The 20,255-nt window shown below is 65.6% G+C and carries 25 protein-coding genes; 6 read left to right on the top strand and 19 right to left on the bottom strand.

Going from position 1 to position 20,255, the window contains the following annotated elements:
• Positions 1 to 163: 163 nt before the first annotated feature.
• Positions 164 to 427 carry a 30S ribosomal protein S20 gene (rpsT, locus tag EEB18_RS09195; protein WP_056344834.1) on the top strand — a complete coding sequence of 88 codons (264 nt, stop codon included), beginning with the start codon at positions 164 to 166 and terminating at the stop codon, positions 425 to 427.
• Positions 428 to 974: 547 nt separating this feature from the next.
• Complete coding sequence (gene dnaA, locus EEB18_RS09190; protein WP_187140060.1) at positions 975 to 2,333, top strand: chromosomal replication initiator protein DnaA; 1,359 nt, start codon at positions 975 to 977, stop codon at positions 2,331 to 2,333.
• Positions 2,334 to 2,433: 100 nt separating this feature from the next.
• Here dnaA and EEB18_RS09185 read toward each other — a convergent pair whose 3' ends face one another.
• The 5 genes from EEB18_RS09185 to secB all read right to left on the bottom strand — a co-directional run bounded on the left by EEB18_RS09185 (position 2,434) and on the right by secB (position 7,562).
• Entirely contained in the window at positions 2,434 to 3,120 is a 687-nt protein-coding gene (locus EEB18_RS09185; protein ID WP_187140108.1) for a DUF4136 domain-containing protein, read from the bottom strand.
• A 235-nt stretch (positions 3,121 to 3,355) separates the two neighbouring features.
• Positions 3,356 to 4,207 (bottom strand): hypothetical protein, encoded by an 852-nt coding sequence (locus EEB18_RS09180; RefSeq protein ID WP_187140061.1) that lies wholly within the window; start codon positions 4,205 to 4,207, stop codon positions 3,356 to 3,358.
• Between the two features lie 106 nt (positions 4,208 to 4,313).
• Positions 4,314 to 5,312 (bottom strand): tryptophan--tRNA ligase, encoded by a 999-nt coding sequence (gene trpS, locus EEB18_RS09175; RefSeq protein WP_187140062.1) that lies wholly within the window; start codon positions 5,310 to 5,312, stop codon positions 4,314 to 4,316.
• A gap of 3 nt (positions 5,313 to 5,315) precedes the next feature.
• On the bottom strand, positions 5,316 to 6,908 hold the full coding sequence (murJ, locus tag EEB18_RS09170) for a murein biosynthesis integral membrane protein MurJ (protein ID WP_187140063.1): 1,593 nt from the start codon (positions 6,906 to 6,908) through the stop codon (positions 5,316 to 5,318).
• Between the two features lie 141 nt (positions 6,909 to 7,049).
• Positions 7,050 to 7,562 carry a protein-export chaperone SecB gene (secB, locus tag EEB18_RS09165; RefSeq protein WP_056347085.1) on the bottom strand — a complete coding sequence of 171 codons (513 nt, stop codon included), beginning with the start codon at positions 7,560 to 7,562 and terminating at the stop codon, positions 7,050 to 7,052.
• A 284-nt stretch (positions 7,563 to 7,846) separates the two neighbouring features.
• Here secB and EEB18_RS09160 point away from each other — a divergent pair, with 284 nt between their 5' ends.
• The 3 genes from EEB18_RS09160 to EEB18_RS09150 are packed head-to-tail and all read left to right on the top strand — an operon-like array spanning position 7,847 to position 10,427.
• A complete protein-coding gene (locus tag EEB18_RS09160; protein ID WP_187140064.1) occupies positions 7,847 to 8,512 on the top strand; it encodes a Tim44/TimA family putative adaptor protein in 666 nt (221 codons plus the stop codon).
• A 17-nt stretch (positions 8,513 to 8,529) separates the two neighbouring features.
• Complete coding sequence (locus EEB18_RS09155) at positions 8,530 to 9,855, top strand: murein transglycosylase A (protein ID WP_262408174.1); 1,326 nt, start codon at positions 8,530 to 8,532, stop codon at positions 9,853 to 9,855.
• 2 nt (positions 9,856 to 9,857) lie between these two features.
• The gene (locus EEB18_RS09150; protein ID WP_187140066.1) at positions 9,858 to 10,427 is read left to right on the top strand and encodes a Smr/MutS family protein; all 570 of its coding nucleotides are present in this window, start codon (positions 9,858 to 9,860) and stop codon (positions 10,425 to 10,427) included.
• Here the strand turns inward: EEB18_RS09150 and dapE are convergent.
• Complete coding sequence (gene dapE, locus EEB18_RS09145) at positions 10,424 to 11,557, bottom strand: succinyl-diaminopimelate desuccinylase (RefSeq protein ID WP_187140067.1); 1,134 nt, start codon at positions 11,555 to 11,557, stop codon at positions 10,424 to 10,426. The two genes, EEB18_RS09150 and dapE, sit on opposite strands and share 4 nt — an antisense overlap.
• 102 nt (positions 11,558 to 11,659) lie before the next feature.
• Between dapE and EEB18_RS09140 the strand changes: the two genes are divergently transcribed.
• The gene (locus EEB18_RS09140) at positions 11,660 to 12,127 is read left to right on the top strand and encodes a cupin domain-containing protein (protein WP_187140068.1); all 468 of its coding nucleotides are present in this window, start codon (positions 11,660 to 11,662) and stop codon (positions 12,125 to 12,127) included.
• Here EEB18_RS09140 and EEB18_RS09135 read toward each other — a convergent pair.
• The 13 genes from EEB18_RS09135 to EEB18_RS09075 form a co-directional block, all read right to left on the bottom strand.
• A complete protein-coding gene (locus EEB18_RS09135) occupies positions 12,124 to 12,762 on the bottom strand; it encodes a hypothetical protein (RefSeq protein ID WP_187140069.1) in 639 nt (212 codons plus the stop codon). The genes EEB18_RS09140 and EEB18_RS09135 overlap by 4 nt on opposite strands.
• Before the next feature lie 62 nt (positions 12,763 to 12,824).
• Positions 12,825 to 13,496 carry a glutathione S-transferase family protein gene (locus EEB18_RS09130; RefSeq protein WP_187140070.1) on the bottom strand — a complete coding sequence of 224 codons (672 nt, stop codon included), beginning with the start codon at positions 13,494 to 13,496 and terminating at the stop codon, positions 12,825 to 12,827.
• Between the two features lie 45 nt (positions 13,497 to 13,541).
• Positions 13,542 to 14,201, bottom strand: coding sequence for a ribosome biogenesis GTP-binding protein YihA/YsxC (gene yihA / locus EEB18_RS09125; RefSeq protein ID WP_187140071.1), 660 nt, complete (start codon positions 14,199 to 14,201; stop codon positions 13,542 to 13,544).
• On the bottom strand, positions 14,198 to 15,949 hold the full coding sequence (yidC, locus tag EEB18_RS09120) for a membrane protein insertase YidC (RefSeq protein WP_187140072.1): 1,752 nt from the start codon (positions 15,947 to 15,949) through the stop codon (positions 14,198 to 14,200). The genes yihA and yidC overlap by 4 nt, the downstream gene beginning before the upstream one ends.
• A 33-nt stretch (positions 15,950 to 15,982) precedes the next feature.
• Entirely contained in the window at positions 15,983 to 16,195 is a 213-nt protein-coding gene (gene yidD, locus EEB18_RS09115; RefSeq protein ID WP_056344795.1) for a membrane protein insertion efficiency factor YidD, read from the bottom strand.
• A gap of 157 nt (positions 16,196 to 16,352) precedes the next feature.
• A complete protein-coding gene (gene rnpA, locus EEB18_RS09110) occupies positions 16,353 to 16,691 on the bottom strand; it encodes a ribonuclease P protein component (RefSeq protein ID WP_187140073.1) in 339 nt (112 codons plus the stop codon).
• 26 nt (positions 16,692 to 16,717) lie between these two features.
• The gene (rpmH, locus tag EEB18_RS09105; protein ID WP_039570342.1) at positions 16,718 to 16,852 is read right to left on the bottom strand and encodes a 50S ribosomal protein L34; all 135 of its coding nucleotides are present in this window, start codon (positions 16,850 to 16,852) and stop codon (positions 16,718 to 16,720) included.
• A 128-nt stretch (positions 16,853 to 16,980) separates the two neighbouring features.
• Positions 16,981 to 17,319 carry a hypothetical protein gene (locus tag EEB18_RS09100; RefSeq protein ID WP_187140074.1) on the bottom strand — a complete coding sequence of 113 codons (339 nt, stop codon included), beginning with the start codon at positions 17,317 to 17,319 and terminating at the stop codon, positions 16,981 to 16,983.
• A gap of 43 nt (positions 17,320 to 17,362) precedes the next feature.
• Complete coding sequence (locus EEB18_RS09095; protein WP_187140075.1) at positions 17,363 to 18,133, bottom strand: alpha/beta hydrolase; 771 nt, start codon at positions 18,131 to 18,133, stop codon at positions 17,363 to 17,365.
• A gap of 110 nt (positions 18,134 to 18,243) precedes the next feature.
• Positions 18,244 to 18,897, bottom strand: a complete 654-nt coding sequence (locus tag EEB18_RS09090) for a glutathione S-transferase family protein (RefSeq protein ID WP_187140076.1) — start codon at positions 18,895 to 18,897, stop codon at positions 18,244 to 18,246.
• The gene (locus EEB18_RS09085) at positions 18,897 to 19,349 is read right to left on the bottom strand and encodes a hypothetical protein (RefSeq protein ID WP_187140077.1); all 453 of its coding nucleotides are present in this window, start codon (positions 19,347 to 19,349) and stop codon (positions 18,897 to 18,899) included. The genes EEB18_RS09090 and EEB18_RS09085 overlap by 1 nt, the downstream gene beginning before the upstream one ends.
• A complete protein-coding gene (locus EEB18_RS09080) occupies positions 19,336 to 19,833 on the bottom strand; it encodes a VOC family protein (protein WP_187140078.1) in 498 nt (165 codons plus the stop codon). The genes EEB18_RS09085 and EEB18_RS09080 overlap by 14 nt, the downstream gene beginning before the upstream one ends.
• Positions 19,833 to 20,252: a VOC family protein gene (locus EEB18_RS09075; RefSeq protein WP_187140079.1), complete on the bottom strand. Its 420-nt coding sequence runs from the start codon at positions 20,250 to 20,252 to the stop codon at positions 19,833 to 19,835. The genes EEB18_RS09080 and EEB18_RS09075 overlap by 1 nt, the downstream gene beginning before the upstream one ends.
• Positions 20,253 to 20,255: the final 3 nt, after the last annotated feature.

Genomic DNA, 20,255 nt, shown 5'->3' with positions numbered 1-20,255 from the left:
TTGACCAAAGGCCCCTCGCTGGCTATGGGCGCACCCTTCGAGCAGGGTCCGGTCGTCCGGAACCGGCCGTATCCGGACATTGATTCGCACGTTTCGCGCGATTCGGCTGCTCCGGTGACGCTGTGCTCCGACCGTACTAGACCGTTTGAAAACTGAGGAATTTATGGCCAATACGCCCCAGGCAAAAAAGCGCATCCGTCGCAACACCGCGCGCACCATCGTGAACAAGAATCGTGTTTCGCGCATTCGCACCTTGGTGAAGAAGGTCGAGAACGCGGTCGCCGCCGGTGACAAGGATGGCGCCGCTGCGGCTCTCAAGGCTGCGCAGCCCGAAATGGCGCGCGGCGTCGCCAAGGGCGTGCTCCACAAGAACACCGTCGCGCGCAAATATTCGCGCCTGACCAAGAGCGTCAACGCCATCGCCTGAATGGGCGCGTGATTCGGCCCCGTGCCGGACCAGGTTGAAAAAGGACCCGCCGGCGTAAGCCCGCGGGTCCTTTTTTGTGTCCGTTTCGGGACGGTCCTTTGTCGCCACTTTGTGACAGGGCGATGGCATTAGTGTTGCAATGCGGTAAGTGGCGGATTTACCGCGATTCGTTCTCTGTTGACACAAATGTCACAATTAAGAAATTGAAAATAAACAATAAAATTGGTGTTTCGCGCGATTCTGCGACCTCGGGCGAGTCAAGATTTTTATTTCAGTATTTTTACATGCCGCGCTCTTGATAGACTCCGCCTCGCCTGCCTAGACAGGGACGTCATCGGCCTTCGCCGCTGGCCGCCACATCACATGATTCGCCTTCCTTCGCTGCTCGCGCGGATAGGAAGTCTGCGCCCTGCGTACGGGTGCTTGGGGATCGGTGCGCGCGGTCGCGGCGTGGCTGCCGGGGGGCACGGCGATGGCGCGATGCGATTGGGGGACAGGTGTGATTTCAGACGGGGAGAGCTATGGCCAAGGCGGCGGACAAACGGCGATGAGCGGCGATGCCGCGACGCTGTGGCCGCGCGTGGCCGAAGGGCTCCGCCGCGACCTCGGCGTGCGCACCTTCGACCATTGGCTGAAGCCGGTGCGTTTTGCCGACTATTGCGCCCTGTCGGGCGTCGTGACGCTTGAGGCGGCGAGCCGCTTCTCGGCCAACTGGATCAACGAACGTTTCGGCGACCGGCTCGAACTCGCGTGGCGCCAGCATCTGCCCGTCGTACGCAGCGTTACTGTGCGCGGCGCCAGCGCGGGCGCCGAGCGCGCCGCGATCCTTGCCCAGCCGCCGCTCCCGACCTTCGAGAATCCCGCCCCGGCCGCGAATCCGGCACTGCTCGGTTTCGACCCGCGCCTGTCGTTCGACCGCTTCGTCGTCGCGCGCTCGAACATCCTCGCCGCCAACGCCGCGCGCCGCATGGCGATGGTCGAGGCGCCGCAGTTCAACCCGCTCTACCTCTGCTCGGGCACCGGCCAAGGCAAGACCCACCTGATCCAGGCGATCGCGCAGGATTATGCCGCGGCGCACCCGACCGCGACCATCATCCTGATGTCGGCCGAGAAGTTCATGCTTGAATTCGTCGGCGCGATGCGCGGCGGCGACATGATGGCGTTCAAGGCGCGGCTGCGCGCTGCCGACTTGCTGCTGCTTGACGATCTGCAGTTCGTGATCGGCAAGAATTCGACGCAGGAGGAACTGCTCCACACGATCGACGATCTGATGACTGCGGGCAAACGCCTGGTGGTCACCGCCGATCGCCCGCCGGCTATGCTCGACGGGGTCGAAGCGCGGCTGTTGTCGCGGCTGTCGGGCGGGCTCGTCGCCGATATCGAGGCGCCCGAGGACGACCTGCGCGACCGCATCATTCGTCAGCGGCTCGCCGCGATGCCGATGGTCGAGGTGCCCGACGACGTCGTCGCCTATCTGGTCAAGCATTTCACGCGCAACATCCGCGAACTCGAAGGCGCGCTCAACAAATTGCTCGCTTATGCCGCGCTCACCGGCGCACGGCTCGACCTCGCGCTCGCCGAGGACCGGCTGGCGGAAAATGTCCGCAGCGCGCGCCCGCGCATCACGATCGACGAGATCCAGCGCGCGGTCTGCGCCCACTACCGGCTCGACAAATCCGAAATGTCATCGAAGCGCCGTGTTCGCGCGATCGCCCGCCCGCGGCAGGTTGCCATGTATCTGGCCAAGGAACTGACGCCGCGCTCCTATCCCGAGATCGGGCGCCGCTTCGGCGGGCGCGACCATAGCACGGTGATTCACGCGGTCCGCACGGTCGAGGCGCTGCGCGTCAGCGACAGCGAACTCGACGCCGAAATCGCCGCGATCCGGCGAAGCCTCAACCGCTGATCCACAGACATATCCCGGACTTGTCCCCGGGATTGCCCACAAACAAAAGGCCCGCCGTCCGGATGGAAGGCGGGCCTTTTTTGACCGTTGACCGGCGAGCTCAGCTCTTTTCGGGCGGTGCCACCGTGATCCGCACCTTCTCGCCCGAATTGCCGGGAAAGCCGGTGAACATCGCCTCGACCAGGTTCGGGACGATCGCCTGCAGATTATTATCGCGCGACTGCGCTTCGGCGCGGCCCTCGAACAGGCGATAGCCGTCTGACGCGCGGCTGATCTGCAGGTCGAGCCCGCTGGTATAGACGGTGAAGCTCTCGACGTCGTTATAGCCGAAGCCCGGCCCGAAGCCGCCCCACAGGAACGGGTCGCGATAGCCATAGACGAAACGGCGCCCGCCGCGGCCGGTAACCACCACCGGACGATAGAAGCCGCGGCCATAGCCGCCGTACCAGGGGTCGCCAAAACCCGGCGTGCTGCGCACCCGTTCGCGGCCCTTGTCGATGTCGTAACCCATGCGCACGACCATATCGGGGCGTTCACCCGGCGCGGCGGGGCGATAGCCGAAGCGCGTCAGCTCGCCCGCGACAAGGTTGGCGTACTGGCCGAACTCGATCCCGCCAGCGAGCGCGGGGTTGCCCGCCTCAACGATGAAGCTCTGACCCTGCGGCGCGGGAAGCTGGGTCTGGAAGCGCGCGACGTCGGCCTTGAAGGGCGTCGCGCAGCCGGCGATCGCCAGCGTCGCCGCGGTCAGCGCTGCGAGGCTCAATCGGCGGAAATTCATCTTGTTCATCATCGTCTTGGCTCCGTGAGTCGGTGCACGCAAAGGCCGCTCTTTATACCATGACTATGCCGAGGCGGCTTAACCTTGATTGAACTCGCTCCATCGCACGACGGTTCAATTCGCGATATGGGGCCAGTTCTATCGAAAACAAGGATTTTGCTGCCCGAACAGGCCGCTCGCGCAAAGATTCAGTGGGACAGTTCCGGCGCGGCATGGGCGGCGCTCGGTCCCGCGACCCATGCCCTCAACCCGTCTTTTCGGCGTCGAGCATCGCCTGGTGCGCGGCGCGGGCGGCGGCTTCGGCTTCGCGCGCGCTTTCGGCATCCGCCTTGGCCCTCTCCGCCTCGGAAACGGCCTGGGCCAGTTCCTCGCGGCGCAGCGCGGCGGCTTCGGCCGCCTTCGTCGCCTTATCCCTGGCTTTGGAGCTGCTATCCTTCGCTGCCGCGGTTTCGGCGCTTTTCGCCTTTGCATCGGCCTTGACCGCCCGCTTTTCCAATCCGGCCCGGATCGCCTCGGTCGACGACAGGCGATAAGGCATCACGTCGCCCAGCTTATGGCAATATTGTGCCAGCGGTTCGACGAACGTCTCGCGCGGGACCAGCGTCAGTTCGGACAGGCGCCATTCGCCCAATTTGCGGCCGAAGGTCGCGACATAGGTTCCGACCAGCCGACCGCCGATGTCGCGGAGCCGCCATTGGCCACGCGCCGAACTGCCGTCGCCAGCGCGAACGAACGATATGTCTTCGAGGCGGCGGTCTGGCCCCGCGAACGGGTCGCGAAGAGCGGACAGCTCGGCCATTCCGCGCGGGGCTTGGCCGGCGGCGGTCCAGCGGCTCTTCTTGTCGAGATGAAACTGCACGCCGACATTGGCGGGCTCACCCGCAGCCACGCTGGCCCAATAGGCTTGCATCACCCGGGTTGCCGGTTGCCGCGCCTCGGCGATTTCGGTTTCGGGCATCGGCGTGCCCGACATGCACGCCCGTTCCTGTAACGCCGCTTGCTGGCGCGACATCATGTCGCCGACCATCAATCCGATCCAGGCTTGCGCTGCGGCCGGTCCCGGTACGGCGGTGAGCAGCAAAACGCCCGCTGCCATCGATCGCCTTGCCCCACAATATGATTGCAAGCCCCGTCTCCCCGTCGCCCCGACCTCCCTATTGGCAGGCACATCGCGGACGTCAAGCGGGACCAGGCATCAAAGCTCAGCGGCACAGCCCCAGCGCGGCATAGGCTGCGTCGAGCGTCGGCTGTGCCAACGTTTTCGCCCTTGCCGCGCCATCCTCCAGCGCCGCGTCGATCGCCGCCGTGTCGGCCTTCAGCGCGTTCAGCCGCGTCGCGATCGGGGTCAGCGTTTCGACCAGCAGTTCGCCGAGCGCTGGCTTGAACGCGCCGAAACCCTGCCCGCCAAAACGCGCCAGCACCGAATCGACGCTCTCGTCGGCCATCGCGGCATAGATCGACACGAGGTTTTTCGCCTCGGGTCGTCCGTCCAGCCCCGCCGCTTCTGACGGCAGCGGCTCGGCATCGGTCTTCGCCTTGCGGATCTTCGCCATGATCGTCTCGGCATCGTCGACCAGGTTGATCCGGCTCGCGTCGCTCGGATCCGACTTCGACATCTTCGCCGACCCGTCGCGCAGGCTCATGATCCGCGCTGCCGCCGGCGGGATCGTCGCATCGGGTAGGGTGAAGGTTTCGGTCCCGGTGTCGAGGTTGAACTTGGTCGCGACGTCGCGCGCGAGTTCCAGATGCTGTTTCTGGTCGTCGCCGACGGGGACGTGCGTCGTCTGGTACAGCAGCACGTCGGCGGCCTGCAGCACCGGATAGGCGTAAAGGCCGACGCTCGCGCCCTCGCGGTTCTTGCCCGACTTTTCTTTGAACTGGGTCATCCGGTTCAGCCAGCCGATCCGCGCGGTGCAGAACAAGAGCCAGCCGAGTTCGGCATGCGCGGGCACGCGCGCCTGGTTGAACAGGATGGCCTTGGCGGGGTCGATCCCCGCCGCGATCAGCGCCGCCGCCATCTCGCGCGTATTCGCGGTCAGCGCGGCGGGATCATTATGGACGGTGATCGCGTGCAGGTCGGCAAGGAAATAGAGCTTCTCGCCCGCCATCTCGTCCTGCATGCGCACCCAGTTGCGGATCGCACCCAGATAATTGCCCAGGTGCAAATTTCCGGTGGGCTGGATGCCCGACAAGGTCCGCATGATCTATTCCTCTGTAAGCACCGGTTTGGCGCGCCGCCGCGTCAGCATGGCGATCAGATCCTTGTCAAGCGCGCCGACCAGGAAAGCGGCGGCAAAGAAGGTCACGCCACCGACCGCGCACAGCGCGCCGAGCGATCCGATCCGCTCGATTACCGACCCGGCATAATAGGCCTGAAGCTGCGGCATCAGCCACCACAGCGCCGCCGCCATCACCGCGACCGCGACCAGCTGGCGCAGGATGCGCCCGCCGAGCCGTGCGGTGAAGTGGAACCAGCCGCGTCGGTGCAGGATGATATAGAGCAACAGGCAATTGATGGAGGCCGACACCGCGGTCGCCCCGGCGAGGCCGACGATGCCATAGCGTTCGACGACATAGAGGTTGATCGCGATATTGACGATCAGCGACGCCAGCGCGGTCCATACCGGCGTGCGCGTATCCTCGCGCGCGAAGAAGCCGGGATTCAGGATCTTGACGATGACATAGGCGGGCAGGCCCGCGACCAGCGCGACGACGATATTCGCCATCAGCGCGCCATCGGCGGCGGTGAACTTGCCCCCGACGAAAAAGGCGGCGGTAAAGGCCGGGGCACAGATTGCCAATGCAGCGGCGGCGGGCAGCGTCAGCAGCGTCGCGATCTCGAACGCATTGGCCTGCAGCCTTTGGGCCTCGGCGCCGTCGTCGCTGTGGATATGGCGCGCGAGCATCGGCAGGATCGCCGTGCCCAGCGCGATGCCGACGATACCGAGCGGCAACTGGTTCAGCCGGTCGGCGAGCTTGAGCAGGGTCAGCGACCCCTGCGGCAGACTGGTCGCGAAGAAGGTGTCGACGAACTGGCTGATCTGGTAGATTCCGGCACCAAAGGTCGCGGGCAGGATCAGCATGCCCAGCTTCTTCACCTCGGGGGTGACCTTGGGTAGGCGGATGTGGAGTTTCAGCCCCGCGCGCCGCACCGACCACCAGAGATAGGCGAGCTGGGCGACCCCCGCGAGTGCGACCGATATCGCGAGCGCGAGCGCGACGATACGGTCGTCGCCGCCCGGTCCGCGGAACTCGGCACCGATCAAGATGCCCGCGATCAGCACGATGTTGAGCAGCACCGGGGCCGCCGCGCCGGGCGCGAAACGCGAGCGCGCGTTGAGCAGCCCCGACAGCATCGCGACGAGGCTGATCAGCCCGAGATAGGGAAAGGTGATGCGGCTCAGGAAGACGGCGAGTTCGAACTTGCCGGGCACCGTCTGATATTCGCGCGCGAGCAGCCAGACGATCCCCGGCATCACGATCATCGCGACGGCGGAGAAGATCAGCAGCACCCACAGGAACAGCGCGAGCACATCGTCGGCAAATTTCGCCGCCGCTTCCTCGCCGCCCTCTCCGTGCAGCGCGCGGCTGTACATCGGCACGAAGGCGACCGAAAAGGCGCCCTCGGCGAACAGCCGGCGAAAGGTATTGGGCAGGGTGAAGGCGAGCTGGAAGGCGTCGGCCGCGAGTCCCGCCCCGAGCACCCGCGCGAGCAGCATGTCGCGCGCGAAGCCGAACAACCGGCTGACCATCGTCAGCCCGCCGATCGTCCCGACGCTCTTGACCAGGCTGCTCATGCGGCGCGCCCGGCGAGCGTGGATCTGCGATCCATAGACTGCGTCATTGCGAGCGAAGCGAAGCAATCCAGAGCGGTTTTGGGCCGCACTGGATTGCCGTGGGCCGTCGGCCCTCGCAATGACGATGGTTGTTCAGCGCGATCAGGCCTGCCCGACCGGCGCTTCGCCGGCTTGTTCGGCCGCGATCTGCTGCGCTTGCTGCTGAAACAGGCCGTGGAAATCGATGGGTTCGAGAAGCAGCGGGGGGAAGCCGCCGTCGCGCACGACGTCCGCGACGACCCGGCGTGCGAAGGGGAACAGGATGCGCGGCGCTTCGGCAAGGAAGAAAGGCTGGAGCTGGTCGTCGGGCACGTTGCGCACGCCGAACAGCCCCGCATATTTCAGCTCGACGACGAAGCCGACCAGCTCGGCATTCTTCGAGGTGATATCGATCTTCAGCGACACTTCGAACAGATTGTCGCCGACATTGTCGGCACCGATGTTGAACTGGACGTCGACCTGAGGCGCGTCCTGCACCTGATAGATCGCGGGCGCATTCGGATTCTCGAACGACAGATCCTTCACATATTGCGAGATCAGGCCGATCGCCGGCAAATTGTCTTCGCCGTTCGAAAGGGTTTCGGGGGTGAATTCGGGCGTGGTGTCGTCGGCCATGTCGGTCTTGCTTTCCCTGTCGTCTTCATCTGGCTCCCGCGGCGCCATAATCGGTCGATCCGGCGGCACGGGCGATTGCGGCGCCGCTTAGCAGTGGCGGACCGCCAGCACAATGGGCGCCCATAGGGAGCCCCGGGGGGCGTGCCCCGCAACCGCTTCGGCGTGGCAGGCGTTGTGCGGGCGTTGACCTCCCGCATGGCTGCGGCCATGGACATTTGAAACATGGCCGCCGATAGCCTATGTAACGGTTCGACTTTTTTGATATTCATATTGGACTTCAGCCCGTGACAGCCATTTCGATCGTCCTGCTCGCCATGATTGCCGCCTTTCTCGGCATGCGGCTCTATTCGGTGCTCGGCAAGCGTACGGGCCACGAACAGGAACCCGTGCTGCCGCGCCGCGACGACCGTGCCGCTCCCGCACCGGTGCGCCTCGACGATCCCGATGCGCCCCCGGCGCCGCAGGGCGCCGCCGACACCGCTGGCCTCGTCTACGAACCCGCCGCCGAAGCCGGGCTGCGTGCCTTGCTCGCGACCGACCGCAGCTTCGACGCCGGCCGTTTCATGGAGGGAGCCGAGGCGGCCTATCGCATGATCCTCGAGGCTTTCTGGACCGGCGATCGCGACACGCTGCGTGACCTGTGCGATCAGGACAGCTACGAAGGCTTCGTCGAAGCGATCGCGGGGCGCGAGGCGCGTGGCGAACGGCTCGACAACCGCCTTGTCGGTATAGATTCGGCAAAGATCACGGCGGTCGAACTGTCGGGCGGCGAGGCGCGCGTCACCGTCCACTATCGCGCCGACATCAGCGCGATCACCCGCGATGCTGAGGGCAATATGATCGCCGGCTCGATGATCGACGCGCGCGAGACCAACGACCATTGGACCTTCCGCCGCGCGATCGGCAGCAACGATCCCAACTGGCTGCTAGACGAAGCCGAAACCGCCTGATCGCGATGCCCGGTCCCGTGACCACCCGGGCGCTGGGATTCGCCCTCCTCGCCATCGCGCCCGCCGTGTCGGCCTGTTCGTCGGTGATTCCCGATGCGGGCGGCGGCCGTGTCGAAACCACGCCGCGCCCCGTGCCTGCGCCAACTTCGTCGCCGACGCCCACGCCGACGGGCTCCACGCGCCCCTACACCCCGCGCCCGTCGGAGAGCGGCACGGTCGCGGCGAAACCGATCCCCGCCACACCACGGGCTACGCTGGCCGCGCCGTCCGTTCCCGCGAGCGCGATCACGGCCGCCGAAGCCGGGGTGGTCGTCGGTCCCGAATATGCCGACCTTGGCATCTCGGCGGCGCAGGCGAGTGCGGCGCTTGCGGCCTTCCGCCTCAGTTGCCCCTCGGTCATGCGCCGCGCCGACGTCAGCGGCCTGACTCAGAACGCCGACTGGAATGACAGCTGTAACGCCGCGAAAGACTGGCGCGACAGCGACGCTGCGGCCTTTTTCACCCGCTATTTCGGCACCGTACAGGTCGGCGCCGGCACCGCCTTCGTCACCGGCTATTACGAGCCCGAAATCGCCGGATCGCGCACCAAGCGCACGGGCTACGACATCCCCATCTATCGCCGCCCCGCCGACCTGATCGATGTCGATCTCGGCCAATTCTCGGACGACCTCAAGGGCAAGAAGATTCGCGGCCGGGTCGAGGGCAGCAATCTCGTGCGCTATTACGACCGCGGGGCGATCGAGCGCGGCGCCCTCGAAGGCCGCGGACTCGAAATCGCCTGGGCTGCGGACGCCGCCGAATTCTTCTTCCTGCAGATCCAGGGCTCGGGCCGCCTGCGCCTTCCTGACGGCGAGGTCATGCGCATCGGCTACGACACGCAGAACGGCCGCGACTATGTTGGCATCGGCAAGCTGCTCGCCGATCGCGGTGAACTCAAGTCGGGCCAGACCTCGATGCAGGGCATCCTCGACTATCTGCGCGCCGACCCGGTGCGCGGCGCCGCGGTAATGAACGAGAATCCCAGCTGGGTCTTTTTCCGCGAGATCGTCGGTCCCGGGCCCCTCGGTGCGCTCGGCGTGCCGGTAACGGGACGCAGTAGTGTCGCTGCCGATCCCAAATATACGCCGCTCGGCGCCCCTGTCTTCCTGTCGCTCGACCGCGCCGAACCGAACGGCCTGTGGATCGCACAGGACACCGGCGGCGCGATCAGGGGCGCGAACCGTTTCGACAGCTTCTGGGGCGCCGGCAACGACGCGCGTGCGATCGCCGGCGGCATGGCGGGACGCGGCTCGGCGCTGCTCCTCCTGCCGCGCACCAGCATCGCGCGCCTCATCCGGCGCTGACGATGGCTCGCCGGCTCGCCCCCGACGAGTCGGCGCTCTGGAAAAGGGTGGCAGCGACGGTCACGCCGATTGCCAGACAGTCCGTCCCGCTTGCCGCCGCCGCCCCGCCGACGGTCAAGCCGCCCAAGACGCCGCCACGCACCGTCGCACCCCTTGCCGCGGGTCCACCCGCGCCGCTCCCACCGCCGCGCCGCATACACAGCGCTGCGACGCTCGACGGCCATTGGGACCGCCGCTTGCGCAAGGGGCTCGTCCGCCCCGACATGAGCATCGATCTTCACGGCCACACGCTGGCCTCGGCGCAGACTTTGCTCGACGAGAGCATCCACCGCGGGCTGATCCGCGGCGCGCGTGTGCTGCTCGTCGTCGCGGGGCGCCTGCGCCCCGGCGCCGACCGCCTGCCGCAGATGCACGGCGACCCGCGCCCGCGCGGTGCGATCCGCGCTTCGCTCCCCGACTGGCTCGCCTACTCGTCTCATGCCGACCAGATCGTAGCGCTGCGTCCCGCGCATATCAGCCACGGCGGGGCGGGCGCGGTCTATGTCATCCTGCGCCGCAGCCGCGACGACTAGGCAAAGGCGCGCATCAATATCCCGCGATAGATGGCGGTGAGTGCATGCAGGTCCGCCACCGCGACCGCCTCGTCGAGCTTATGCATCGTCGCATTGGTCAGCCCGAATTCGACCACCGGGCACAGCGCGTGCAGGAAGCGCGCGTCGGACGTGCCCCCCGTCGTCGACATTTCGGGCACGATGTCGGTCTCGGCATGGATCGCTTCGGCGACCAGCCCCGACAAATCGCCCGGCGGGGTCAGGAACGCCTCGCCCGACACCTTCCCCAGCACCTTCGCCTTCGGTTCGACGCCCTGTGCGATCCGCTCGATCATCGCGATCAGTTCGGCGCCCTTGTGCGCGTCGTTGAAGCGGATCGACAGCCGCGCCCGCGCCGACGCCGGGATGACATTGGTGGCGCCATTGCCGACCTCGACGTCGGTGAACTCGATGTTCGACGGCTGGAACCAGTCATTGCCCTCGTCGAGCACCACGGCGTCGATCGCCGCCATGATCCGGACCAGCTTGGGGATCGGGTTGTCGGCGAGGTGCGGGTAAGCGACATGCCCCTGCGTCCCCGGCACGTCGATCCAGATATTGACCGACCCGCGCCGCCCGATCTTCACCATGTCGCCCAGCTTGTTGACCGAGGTCGGCTCGCCGACGACGATCATGTCGGGCGTCACCCCGCGCCCCGCCATATGCTCCATCAGCGCGCGGGTGCCGAAGATCGCAGGGCCCTCCTCGTCGCCGGTGATGATCAGGCTGATCGTCCCGGCGCTCGCCGGTGTCGCGGCGGCTGCGGCGACAAAGGCCGCGATCGACCCCTTCATGTCAACCGCGCCGCGGCCGTAAAGCAGCTCGCCGCGCACGTCGGGGACAAAGGCGTCGCCCGCCCAGCCGACGCCCGGCGGCACGACATCGAGATGCCCGGCAAAGCCGAAATGCCGCGGCCCGGCGCCTTCGCGGACCGCGAGCAGGTTCTCGACCGGCCCGTCGGGTTCGATTCCGTCGACGAAGCGCTCGACCATGAAACCGAGCGGGGTGAGCGCCGCCTCGAGCACGTCAAACACCTCGCCCGTGGCCGGGGTGACGGAAGGGACGGCGATCAGCGCCTGGGCGAGGTCCACGGGGTCGATGCTATGGGTCATGGCGCTCCCTTACCCGTTCGTGTCGAGCGAAGTCGAGACACGTTGGCGCGGGCGCATCTCGACTTCGCTCGATGCCAACGGCAGAAGGGAAGCGGAGGACCCATGCCTAAGCTTGATCTCGACGCCATCCCGCAAACCAACGCGACCGGCTATCCCGCGCCCTATGATGCGGCGGTGCAGGGCCGCTGGTACCGCCGCCTCGCGCCCGTCACCGGGATCGACGATTTCGCCGCCAGCCATGTCGTGCTCAAGCCCGGCGCGATGTCGTCGCAGCGCCACTGGCACGACGGCGAGGACGAGATGGTCATCATGATCGCGGGCGAGGCGGTGCTGGTCGAGGACGACGGCCGCTGGCCGATGCGCCCCGGCGATATCGCGGTCTGGCCCAAGGGCAGCACCAACGGTCACCATCTGGTCAACGAAAGCGAGACCGACTGCATCCTCGTTGCGCTCGGCGGCGGCGCGAAATATGACACCGGCGGCGGCTATTCGGACATCGACATGCTGTTCACGCCCGAGGGTTATTTCCACAAGGACGGCACGCCCTATCCGGCCAAGCGGATTCCCTAGTCGACCCGGAACCCCGTCATCACGAAGGTCGACGGCGCGGTCGCATAGACGCCGTGTCCGCGCGCATTCGACGACCCGAACACCAGCCCGATGCGCTCGATGTCGGCGAGCGCGTCCTGCATCGCGCCCGGATTGTTCGCCGACGGCTGCCCCAGCACCGAAATCCATTGCGGATCGTCGAGCGCTACGCTGATTTCACCCACCCCCGGCGCCAGCTCGCGCACCGTCGCCGATGGCGCGTACCAGCGATAATATTGATAACGCCCCTTGGCGTTCCAACTGTCGCCCCGCCGCTGGAGATAGAGCGACACCGTCCCCACGCGGTCGGGGTTCGCCTGCGGTACGAAGCGCGTGCCGGGCTTCGCGTCGATGCGGTAACGCACGACGATCCGCGATTTGCCCACCAGCGATCCGGGGCGGAAGGTCACATAATGGACATGCCCGGCCGCCTTGCTCCCGACGGGGAAGTCGAACGACCAGCCGTCGCGCTCGGGTTTCGGCGCCAGGGGCATGCCAACCGAATAGTTTTTCCCGCGAATGATCGGGCCGATTTCCCACTCCGATGCAGTGGGGGCGGCGGCGGTCACGACGGCTGCGCTGAGCGCGAGGACGGAAGCGATAAGCGTGCGTTTCATGGACAGCGTCTACCGCGTATCCGGCACCCTGCGCTGAACGCCGCGTTCATCGCGTTGAAACCTCAGCCCTCCGCCGGCCCTTCGAACTTCTCGATCACCCAATCCTCGGCCTGCGCGCCGCCGATCCATTCCTGCATGTGCGGATGGCTGATCACCGCCTGGCAATAGGGCAGGGCAAAGCGCGGCAGCGGGATCGAATAAGTGATGAAGCGCGTCACCACCGGCGCGAACATCATGTCCGCCGCCGACCAATCGCCGAACAGAAAGTCCCCTTCGCCACCGAAACGCGCGCGCGCTTCAGCCCAGATCTGGATGATGCGGACCACATCGGCCTGCACCTCGGGCAGCAGGTCACCCGCCGGATAGATACGGCGGATATTCATGCTGTGGTTGCGGCGCAGCGCGGCGAAGCTCGAATGCATCTCGGCCGCCATCGACCGCGCCATCGCGCGCGCCGCGATATCGGTCGGCCAATAGCCGCGCTCGCCGCCGGTCTTTTCGTCGAGATAATCGACGATCGCCAGGCTGTCCCAGACGACGATATCCTCGCCGTCCCACAGGATCGGCACCTTGCCTCCCGACGGCGCGAACTCGTCGCCCTCGCGCCGGTTCGACCAATCCTCGTCGTACAGCGGGACGGTGACTTCTTCGAACGGCAGCCCGCTATGCTTGGCCGCCAGCCAGCCGCGCAGGCTCCAGCTCGAATAGGCCTTATTGCCGATGAACAGTTTCATGGGGTCTCCCTCTTTTCCTCTCCCTCAAGGGGAGTGGAGCGAAAGTCAAACCTCCACCGCCTCCAGCACCGCGGTGCGCAGCTCGGCGATGCCCATGCCCTTTTCGCTGCTCGTCACGATCACTTGCGGGTGCGCCGCCGGATGCTTGCGCGCCTCAACCTCGGTCGCCGCCAACACCGCGGCGAGTTCGGTCGCCTTCACCTTGTCGGCCTTGGTGAGCACGATCCGGTAGCTCACCGCCGCGGTGTCGAGCATCTCGAGCACGTCGCGGTCGACCTCCTTGATCCCGTGGCGGCTGTCGATCAGCACCAGCGTGCGTTTCAGCACCGCGCGCCCGCGAAGATAGTCGTTGATCAGGAAACGCCATTTCTTGACGACATCCTTCGGCGCCTTGGCAAAGCCATAGCCGGGCATATCGACCAGCCGGAAAATCAGCGGCTCGCCGACGTCGAAATAGTTGAGTTCCTGTGTCCGCCCCGGCGTTACCGAGGTGCGCGCCAGATTGTTGCGGTTGGTCAGCGCGTTGAGCAGCGACGATTTGCCGACGTTCGAGCGGCCGGCAAAGGCGATCTCGGGCATCGACGGCGCGGGCAGATGTTCGAGCGCCGGCGCCGATTTCAAAAAGGCGATCGGCCCCGAGAACAGCTTGCGCGCACGCTCGGGGCGCTCGGGATCGACCCCGGGTGCGGGCTGCTCGTCGCTCACTTCGCGACCGCCGTCCTCAGCGCCGGGAACTTGCTGTACATATATTGCTGCTGCGCGATCGACAGGATGTTGTTGGTGATCCAGTAGACCAACAGGCCCGCCGCGAACGGCGCCATGATGAACATGAACATCCACGGCATGATCTTGAACACCTGCGCCTGTACCGGGTCGGCCGGGGCGGGGTTCAGGCGGAACTGCAGCCACATGGTGATACCCAGGATCACCGCCAGCACACCGATGCTCAGCAGCGACGGCGGGGTGAAGGGCAACAGGCCGAACAGATTCAGGATATGCGCCGGGTCGGGGGCCGACAGATCCTTGATCCACAGCACAAAGGGCTGGTGACGCATTTCGATCGTCAGCATCAGCACCTTGTACAGTGCGTAGAAAATCGGGATCTGGATGACGATCGGCAGGCAGCCCGCGAGCGGATTGATCTTTTCGTCCTTATAGAGCTTCATCAGCTCCTGCTGCTGCTTCTGCTTGTCGTCCTTATGTTTTTCCTGCAGCGCCTTCATTTTCGGCTGTACCAGGCGCATCTGCGCCATCGAATGGAATTGCCGCTGTGCGATCGGGAACATCAGCAGGCGGATGATCAGCGTCAGCGCCATGATCGCGACGCCGAAATTGCCAACCTGCTTGAACAGCCAGTCGAGCAGTTTGAAGATCGGGATTTCGAAGAAATCGAACCAGCCCCAGTCGATCGCATGCGACAGGCGGGTAATCCCCTCCTTGTCGGTATAATTCTCGAGCACGCTCACTTCCTTCGCACCGGCGAAGATCCGGCTGGTCGTGCTGCTCTGCTTGCCGGGAGCGATCTGCGTATAGGGGCGCGCAAAAAGGGCCCGGTAATTGTCTGCGGCGGTCGCGGCGAGCGACGCGGTGACACGTTCGCCCTTGGCTGGAATGACTGCGGCGAGCCAATATTTGTCGGTAAAGCCCAGCCACGCGGCCGACCCATATTTAAACGCTTCGCCCTTATCGATATCCTTGTAGTCGACGTCGAATTCCGACTTGTCGTCGACGAAACCAGTCGGGCCGATGTGATTGGTCCAGCTCGTCTGCTCATGCGGGTCGGTCGGCTTGCCGAGGCGATCGATCAGCGCAAAGCTGCTGGCCGTCACCGGCGCCGCGCCGGTGTTGGCGATGGTCTGTTTGGCGGTGATCAGATAATCTTTGTCGACGCTGTATTCGATACGGAAATTCTGCCCGGCGCCGTTGTTCCAGCTCAGTGTGACGGGCGTCGTCGGGGTCAATCTGGTGCCGCTCGCGGTCCAGACGGTGGTCGGACCCGGAACCGCGACGCCTTGCGCCGACCAGCCGATGCTGGCGAAATAGGCGGCCTTGGTGCCGCCGGGCGCGAACAGGCGCACCGGCGGCGAATCCTTCTTGATCGTCTGGCGATATTTGGTCAGCGTGATGTCGTCGATGCGCGCGCCGACCAGATTGATCGACCCCGCCAGCTTCGGCGTTTCGATCGGAATGCGTTGACCTTCGGCCAGCACCGTTTCGATCGGGCGCAGCACCTGCATCGCGGGCGCGGCCGGGACGCCCGGAGCGGCAGCAGGCTGGCCCGGCAGGGCGGGGTCCGCCGTCGCGGGGCCGACTGCGGCCGTCGTCCCGGCGACCGTCTTGGTCACATCGGGCTTGTCGGGGGTCGGAAAGAATTTCTCGGAGACGAAGTTCCACCCCAGCAGGATGGCTGCCGACAGCAACAATGCCGTGATCCAGTTACGCTTGTCGTCCACGCCGGTTGGTCTCTCTTCGTGTCTAATCAGGGATTATGGTACGGGGTCATAGCCGTGGCCGCCCCAAGGATGGCAGCGCAATAGCCGCTTTGTCGCGATCCAGCCACCCTTGATCGCGCCATATTTCTGCAGCGCATCGATCGCATAGGCGCTGCACGACGGGGCATAGCGGCAGGTTGGGGGCAGGATTCGCGACGGGCCGAGTTGCCAGCCGCGCGCGATCAGGATGAGTAGTTTGGCGATCATGCGGAAAGCCCTGAAAACTGCGCAACTTCATTCGCGAATCGCGCTTTTTCCTCTTCGTGACCCCGGACTTGATCCGGGGTTCCGCTCAGCAACGTCGAAAAGCGGGACCCTGGATCAAGTCCGGGGTGAGGACGGGGAAGAACGGAAGCCGAAGGCTTCATTTCGCCAGCTTCTTCGCGGCGCGGCCCAGTGCGGTCGTCAGTTGCTCGTCCAGATCGGCAAAGACGATGTCGTTGCCGCCGGGCCGGCCGATCAGCACATGATTGGCCCCCGCGATTCCCGATTCGGGCAGTGCGGCGCGGCACAGCGCCCGCAGCCGGCGCTTCATCCGGTTGCGGGTGACGGCGTTGCCGACCTTCTTGCTGACGGTATAGCCGATGCCGATGCCGGCATCTTCGTCGCCGCGCGGAAACACGAGCAGGACGAATCCGGGCATAGGAAAGCGAAGGCCGCGGTTGGCGGCCAGGAATTCGCTGCGTTTACTTAAGGTTCGCACCAGCGTGGCTGGCGCAGCGTCGGCGATTAGGCCGACAGCTTCTTGCGGCCCTGGGCGCGGCGGTTGGCGAGAATCTTGCGGCCGCCAACCGTCGCCTTGCGCGCGCGGAAACCGTGGCGACGGGCGCGCACGAGGTTGCTCGGTTGAAAGGTACGCTTCATCGCGGTTGTCCCTAATTCTCGTCAAAGGCTTTAACAGAAAAGGGCCGCCAAACGTGGGCGGCCACTGATGGGGGCGCGAATAAGCAGGATTCGGGCGAAAGTCAATTGTCCCCGAACGCATTTGCCGATCAATCGCCATTGGGACGGCGATCGGCGGCATTGGTGTCGATGCTTCCCGAAAGCATCCCGCGCTCGCGCCGCCGCGCCGCGCTCGCCCGCCGCATGATGCGATCGGTCCAGCCGGCATAGCGCGGGTGCCGCCGCTTGAACCGCACATAGATGCGTTTCGCCCAGGCGCTGTTCTGCAGCGCGAGCGCGAGGCCGAGCGGGAAGAGGATGATGAAGCCGGGCCCGGGCAGCGGGCCGAGCAAAGGCGCGAGCAGCATCAGCAGGCAGCCGAGCAGGAACAAGGCGAGGCGTACCTGCGCGGTCGACCGCAATCGCTGGTAAAGGCTGCGCTTTGCCATGCCCCGCGATGTGGGGTAGCCGCCAGCGTGTTACAAGGCTAGATCAGTTGAGGGTGACGTAGCGCGCCATGTCGTCGCGCGTCAGGTAGGTCACATCGTCGAACGGCGTCGCGTTGGTCATCGCGTAAAAGGCGTGCGCCTTGGCGTCGTCGAGTCCCATTTCGCGATAATAACTCAGATATTCGGCGTGCACCGGGTCGCTGGCGGGATAGTCGCGCGCCTCGCGGCCATATTCGTCGGCCCAGCTGTGCACCCCGAATTCGGCATCGGGGGCGGCGCTGCGCCGGACCCCCGCCATCCACAATTCGACCGCGCCCGATCGCACCGACCCGCCTGCGGGCACCACCGTCTCCATGCCCTGACGGCGGATCGCGCGGGCGAGGATCAGGTTCGCGGCTTCGTCGAGGCTGCCGGGGCAATCGACCATCTCGATCCGCTTGAGCGTCGGATAGGCCGCGAGCATCGCCGCGAACTGGCGCGGCGTCGCGCCATCGACATCGCCCGCCATGCGGACGGTCGTCGCGTCGATCACCGAGAAGGGGCCATAGACCGCCTTCGCCCGGCCGAGCGCCGCGAGTTGGCTCGATGGGGCATAGCGCCGCGTCGCCCCCAGATCCGCATCGCTCGCGACGGCCTCGTCGTCGAGCAGTGCGGCATCCTCGTCGAGGACATCCCCGTCATCGTCGCTCGTCGTATAGGTCCAGGTGACCGTCGTGGTGATCACGACCTGCTGCGCCTGCGCCGGCGCGAACGCCAGCACCGCCGCGAGGCAGGCGACGATCAGCGTGCGGACAAGGGCGGATGGCAGAACCATGCCACCGCTTTCGCGCGCGGGCGCTTGCCAAATGGCAAAGCGGCAATGTCAGCGCCCCGTTAACCCTATGGGCCTTGCCGTACCGTTTCGGGACAGTGCGCCGCGAGAGGTTAATCGCGGTCGGGGGCGCCGAGCGGGAAATAATGGCGATAGGGCCGTCCGCCATCGACCGCGCGCGAGACCGAGGGGTGCGCGAGCAGGCGGGCGCGATAGGCGCGCAGATTCTCATAGGCCGCGGGGATCGGATGCACCCAGTCGGCGTAGAAGAGCGACGGCGCCGCGGCGCAATCGGCGAGGGTGAAGCCATCGGGTGTCGCCCAGCCGCCGCCCGCCAATTCCTTGTCGAGCCAGGCATAGATGGTGTCGAGTTTCGCCTTCGCGGCATCGACGATCGATGGCACATGGCCGTCGGGGCCACGGATCGCGTCGTTCACCACCTCCTGCATCTGGCCCATAACATGGTTGTCGAAGATGCGGTCGAGCAGCCGGACCTTCAGCGCGGCTTCGAAATCCGCAGGGATCAGCTGTGGTTCGGGCACCAGATGGTCGAGATATTCGATGATGATCGACGCCTCGAATATGGGCCGGCCGTCGTGGACGATCAGCGGGAATTTGCCGATCGGCCAATAGGCCCGCAGTTCCGGGCCATGCTCGGGAAATTCGGGATCGACCGAGCGATAGGCAAAATCGATGCCCTTCTCATACAGCGCGATCTGCGCCTTCCAGCTGTAGGAGGAGAAAGGGTGGCCATAGAAAATGAGCATCAGCGAGCATCCTTGCGGGTCAGCCAGGCGAGCGGCCAGCCAACGAAGAAAATATGCGGGAAGAGCGCGATCGCGCCCTTGACGAGGTCGTTCGGCGGGAAGGGCGATCCGAAGCGCAGCGGCAGCACGATTCCGTTCATGATGACGTAGAGGATCAGGCCATAGATCGTGCCGGTGAGCCACCACGGCCATGTCGTCAGCGCCGTCCAGCGCCGCGCGACGAAGAACCACGTCGCGACCATTGCCCCCATGATTGCGTAATGGGTCGCAAGTCCCGCGATATCGCCGCCGATCCCCCATGCGCGCGCGTCGTCACCGAACGGCCCGCTGGCGACGGCGTGCAGCATCGACGAGACGGTGCCGCCCTGCACCACGCTCGACACCGCCGCATAGACGATGTCGAGCGTCCCGCAGAGCAGCCAGGCGAAGAGCGCGGGGCTACGCCGCGCCAACCGCTTCGCCTTTTATCGCGGCTTCGATGGTGGCGACGTCGATCTTCTTCATCGTCATCATCGCCTCGAACGCGCGCTTGGCGGCCGCGGTGTCGCCGCTCGTCATCACATCGGTCAAAACGCGCGGGGTGATCTGCCAGTTGAGACCCCATTTGTCCTTGCACCAGCCGCACATGCTTTCGGCGCCGCCATTGCCGACGATCGCATTCCACAGCCGGTCGGTTTCCTCCTGCGTGTCGGTATGGATCTGGAAGGAAAAGGCTTCGCTATGTTTGAACGCCGGCCCGCCATTCAGGCCGATGCAGGGAAAACCGAGGACGGTGAAATCGACGGTCAACACATCGCCTGCCTTGCTGCTCGGGTTGTCGGTAGGCGCACGGTGGACGCCGCCGACCTTGCTGTCGGGGAAGGTCGCGGCATAGAAAGTCGCCGCCTCCTCGGCATCCTTGTCGTACCACAGGCACAGGGTTGCTTTATTGGACATCATTTCTCTCCTTTGATGGGTGCCCCAATCGACCACAGGTGTCCGAACGGATCCTTCACCTGGGCATAACGGTCCCCCCAGAAAGCATCATGCGGTTCGAGTTGCGACGTCGCGCCCGCCGCGATCGCGCGATGGTACCAGGCGTCGGTGTCGTCGACGTGCAGGTGCATCGTCACCCCCGTGGGCGGGGCCATCGGCCCGCCGCTATATTCGGGGAAATCATCGTGCATCATCAGCGAAGCGCCGTTGACCAGCAGGTGCGCGTGCATCAATCGCACGCCATCCTGTGCCGGCATGCGCATCCGCTCGGTCGCGCCGAACGCCTTCGCATAGAAATCGATCGCTTCGCTCGCACGCTTGTCGGCGATCGCGATATGCGGGGTCAGCCCGCTGGTGGGGCTCTGGTCGGGATTCGTCATCAC

Source organism: Sphingopyxis sp. OPL5 (genome assembly GCF_003797775.2).
In the GTDB taxonomy this organism is placed as follows: Bacteria; Pseudomonadota; Alphaproteobacteria; order Sphingomonadales; family Sphingomonadaceae; genus Sphingopyxis.
This window is presented reverse-complemented; position numbering and strand designations above follow the sequence as displayed.

Coding starts and splice junctions, on each gene's coding strand:
- rpsT (WP_056344834.1), top strand. CDS start 164: ATGGCCAATACGCCCCAGGCAAAAAAGCGCATCCGTCGCAACACCGCG.
- dnaA (WP_187140060.1), top strand. CDS start 975: ATGAGCGGCGATGCCGCGACGCTGTGGCCGCGCGTGGCCGAAGGGCTC.
- EEB18_RS09185 (WP_187140108.1), bottom strand. CDS start 3,120: ATGAACAAGATGAATTTCCGCCGATTGAGCCTCGCAGCGCTGACCGCG.
- EEB18_RS09180 (WP_187140061.1), bottom strand. CDS start 4,207: ATGGCAGCGGGCGTTTTGCTGCTCACCGCCGTACCGGGACCGGCCGCA.
- trpS (WP_187140062.1), bottom strand. CDS start 5,312: ATGCGGACCTTGTCGGGCATCCAGCCCACCGGAAATTTGCACCTGGGC.
- murJ (WP_187140063.1), bottom strand. CDS start 6,908: ATGAGCAGCCTGGTCAAGAGCGTCGGGACGATCGGCGGGCTGACGATG.
- secB (WP_056347085.1), bottom strand. CDS start 7,562: ATGGCCGACGACACCACGCCCGAATTCACCCCCGAAACCCTTTCGAAC.
- EEB18_RS09150 (WP_187140066.1), top strand. CDS start 9,858: ATGGCTCGCCGGCTCGCCCCCGACGAGTCGGCGCTCTGGAAAAGGGTG.
- dapE (WP_187140067.1), bottom strand. CDS start 11,557: ATGACCCATAGCATCGACCCCGTGGACCTCGCCCAGGCGCTGATCGCC.
- EEB18_RS09140 (WP_187140068.1), top strand. CDS start 11,660: ATGCCTAAGCTTGATCTCGACGCCATCCCGCAAACCAACGCGACCGGC.
- EEB18_RS09135 (WP_187140069.1), bottom strand. CDS start 12,762: ATGAAACGCACGCTTATCGCTTCCGTCCTCGCGCTCAGCGCAGCCGTC.
- EEB18_RS09130 (WP_187140070.1), bottom strand. CDS start 13,496: ATGAAACTGTTCATCGGCAATAAGGCCTATTCGAGCTGGAGCCTGCGC.
- yidD (WP_056344795.1), bottom strand. CDS start 16,195: ATGATCGCCAAACTACTCATCCTGATCGCGCGCGGCTGGCAACTCGGC.
- rpmH (WP_039570342.1), bottom strand. CDS start 16,852: ATGAAGCGTACCTTTCAACCGAGCAACCTCGTGCGCGCCCGTCGCCAC.
- EEB18_RS09100 (WP_187140074.1), bottom strand. CDS start 17,319: ATGGCAAAGCGCAGCCTTTACCAGCGATTGCGGTCGACCGCGCAGGTA.
- EEB18_RS09095 (WP_187140075.1), bottom strand. CDS start 18,133: ATGGTTCTGCCATCCGCCCTTGTCCGCACGCTGATCGTCGCCTGCCTC.
- EEB18_RS09090 (WP_187140076.1), bottom strand. CDS start 18,897: ATGCTCATTTTCTATGGCCACCCTTTCTCCTCCTACAGCTGGAAGGCG.
- EEB18_RS09080 (WP_187140078.1), bottom strand. CDS start 19,833: ATGTCCAATAAAGCAACCCTGTGCCTGTGGTACGACAAGGATGCCGAG.
- EEB18_RS09075 (WP_187140079.1), bottom strand. CDS start 20,252: ATGACGAATCCCGACCAGAGCCCCACCAGCGGGCTGACCCCGCATATC.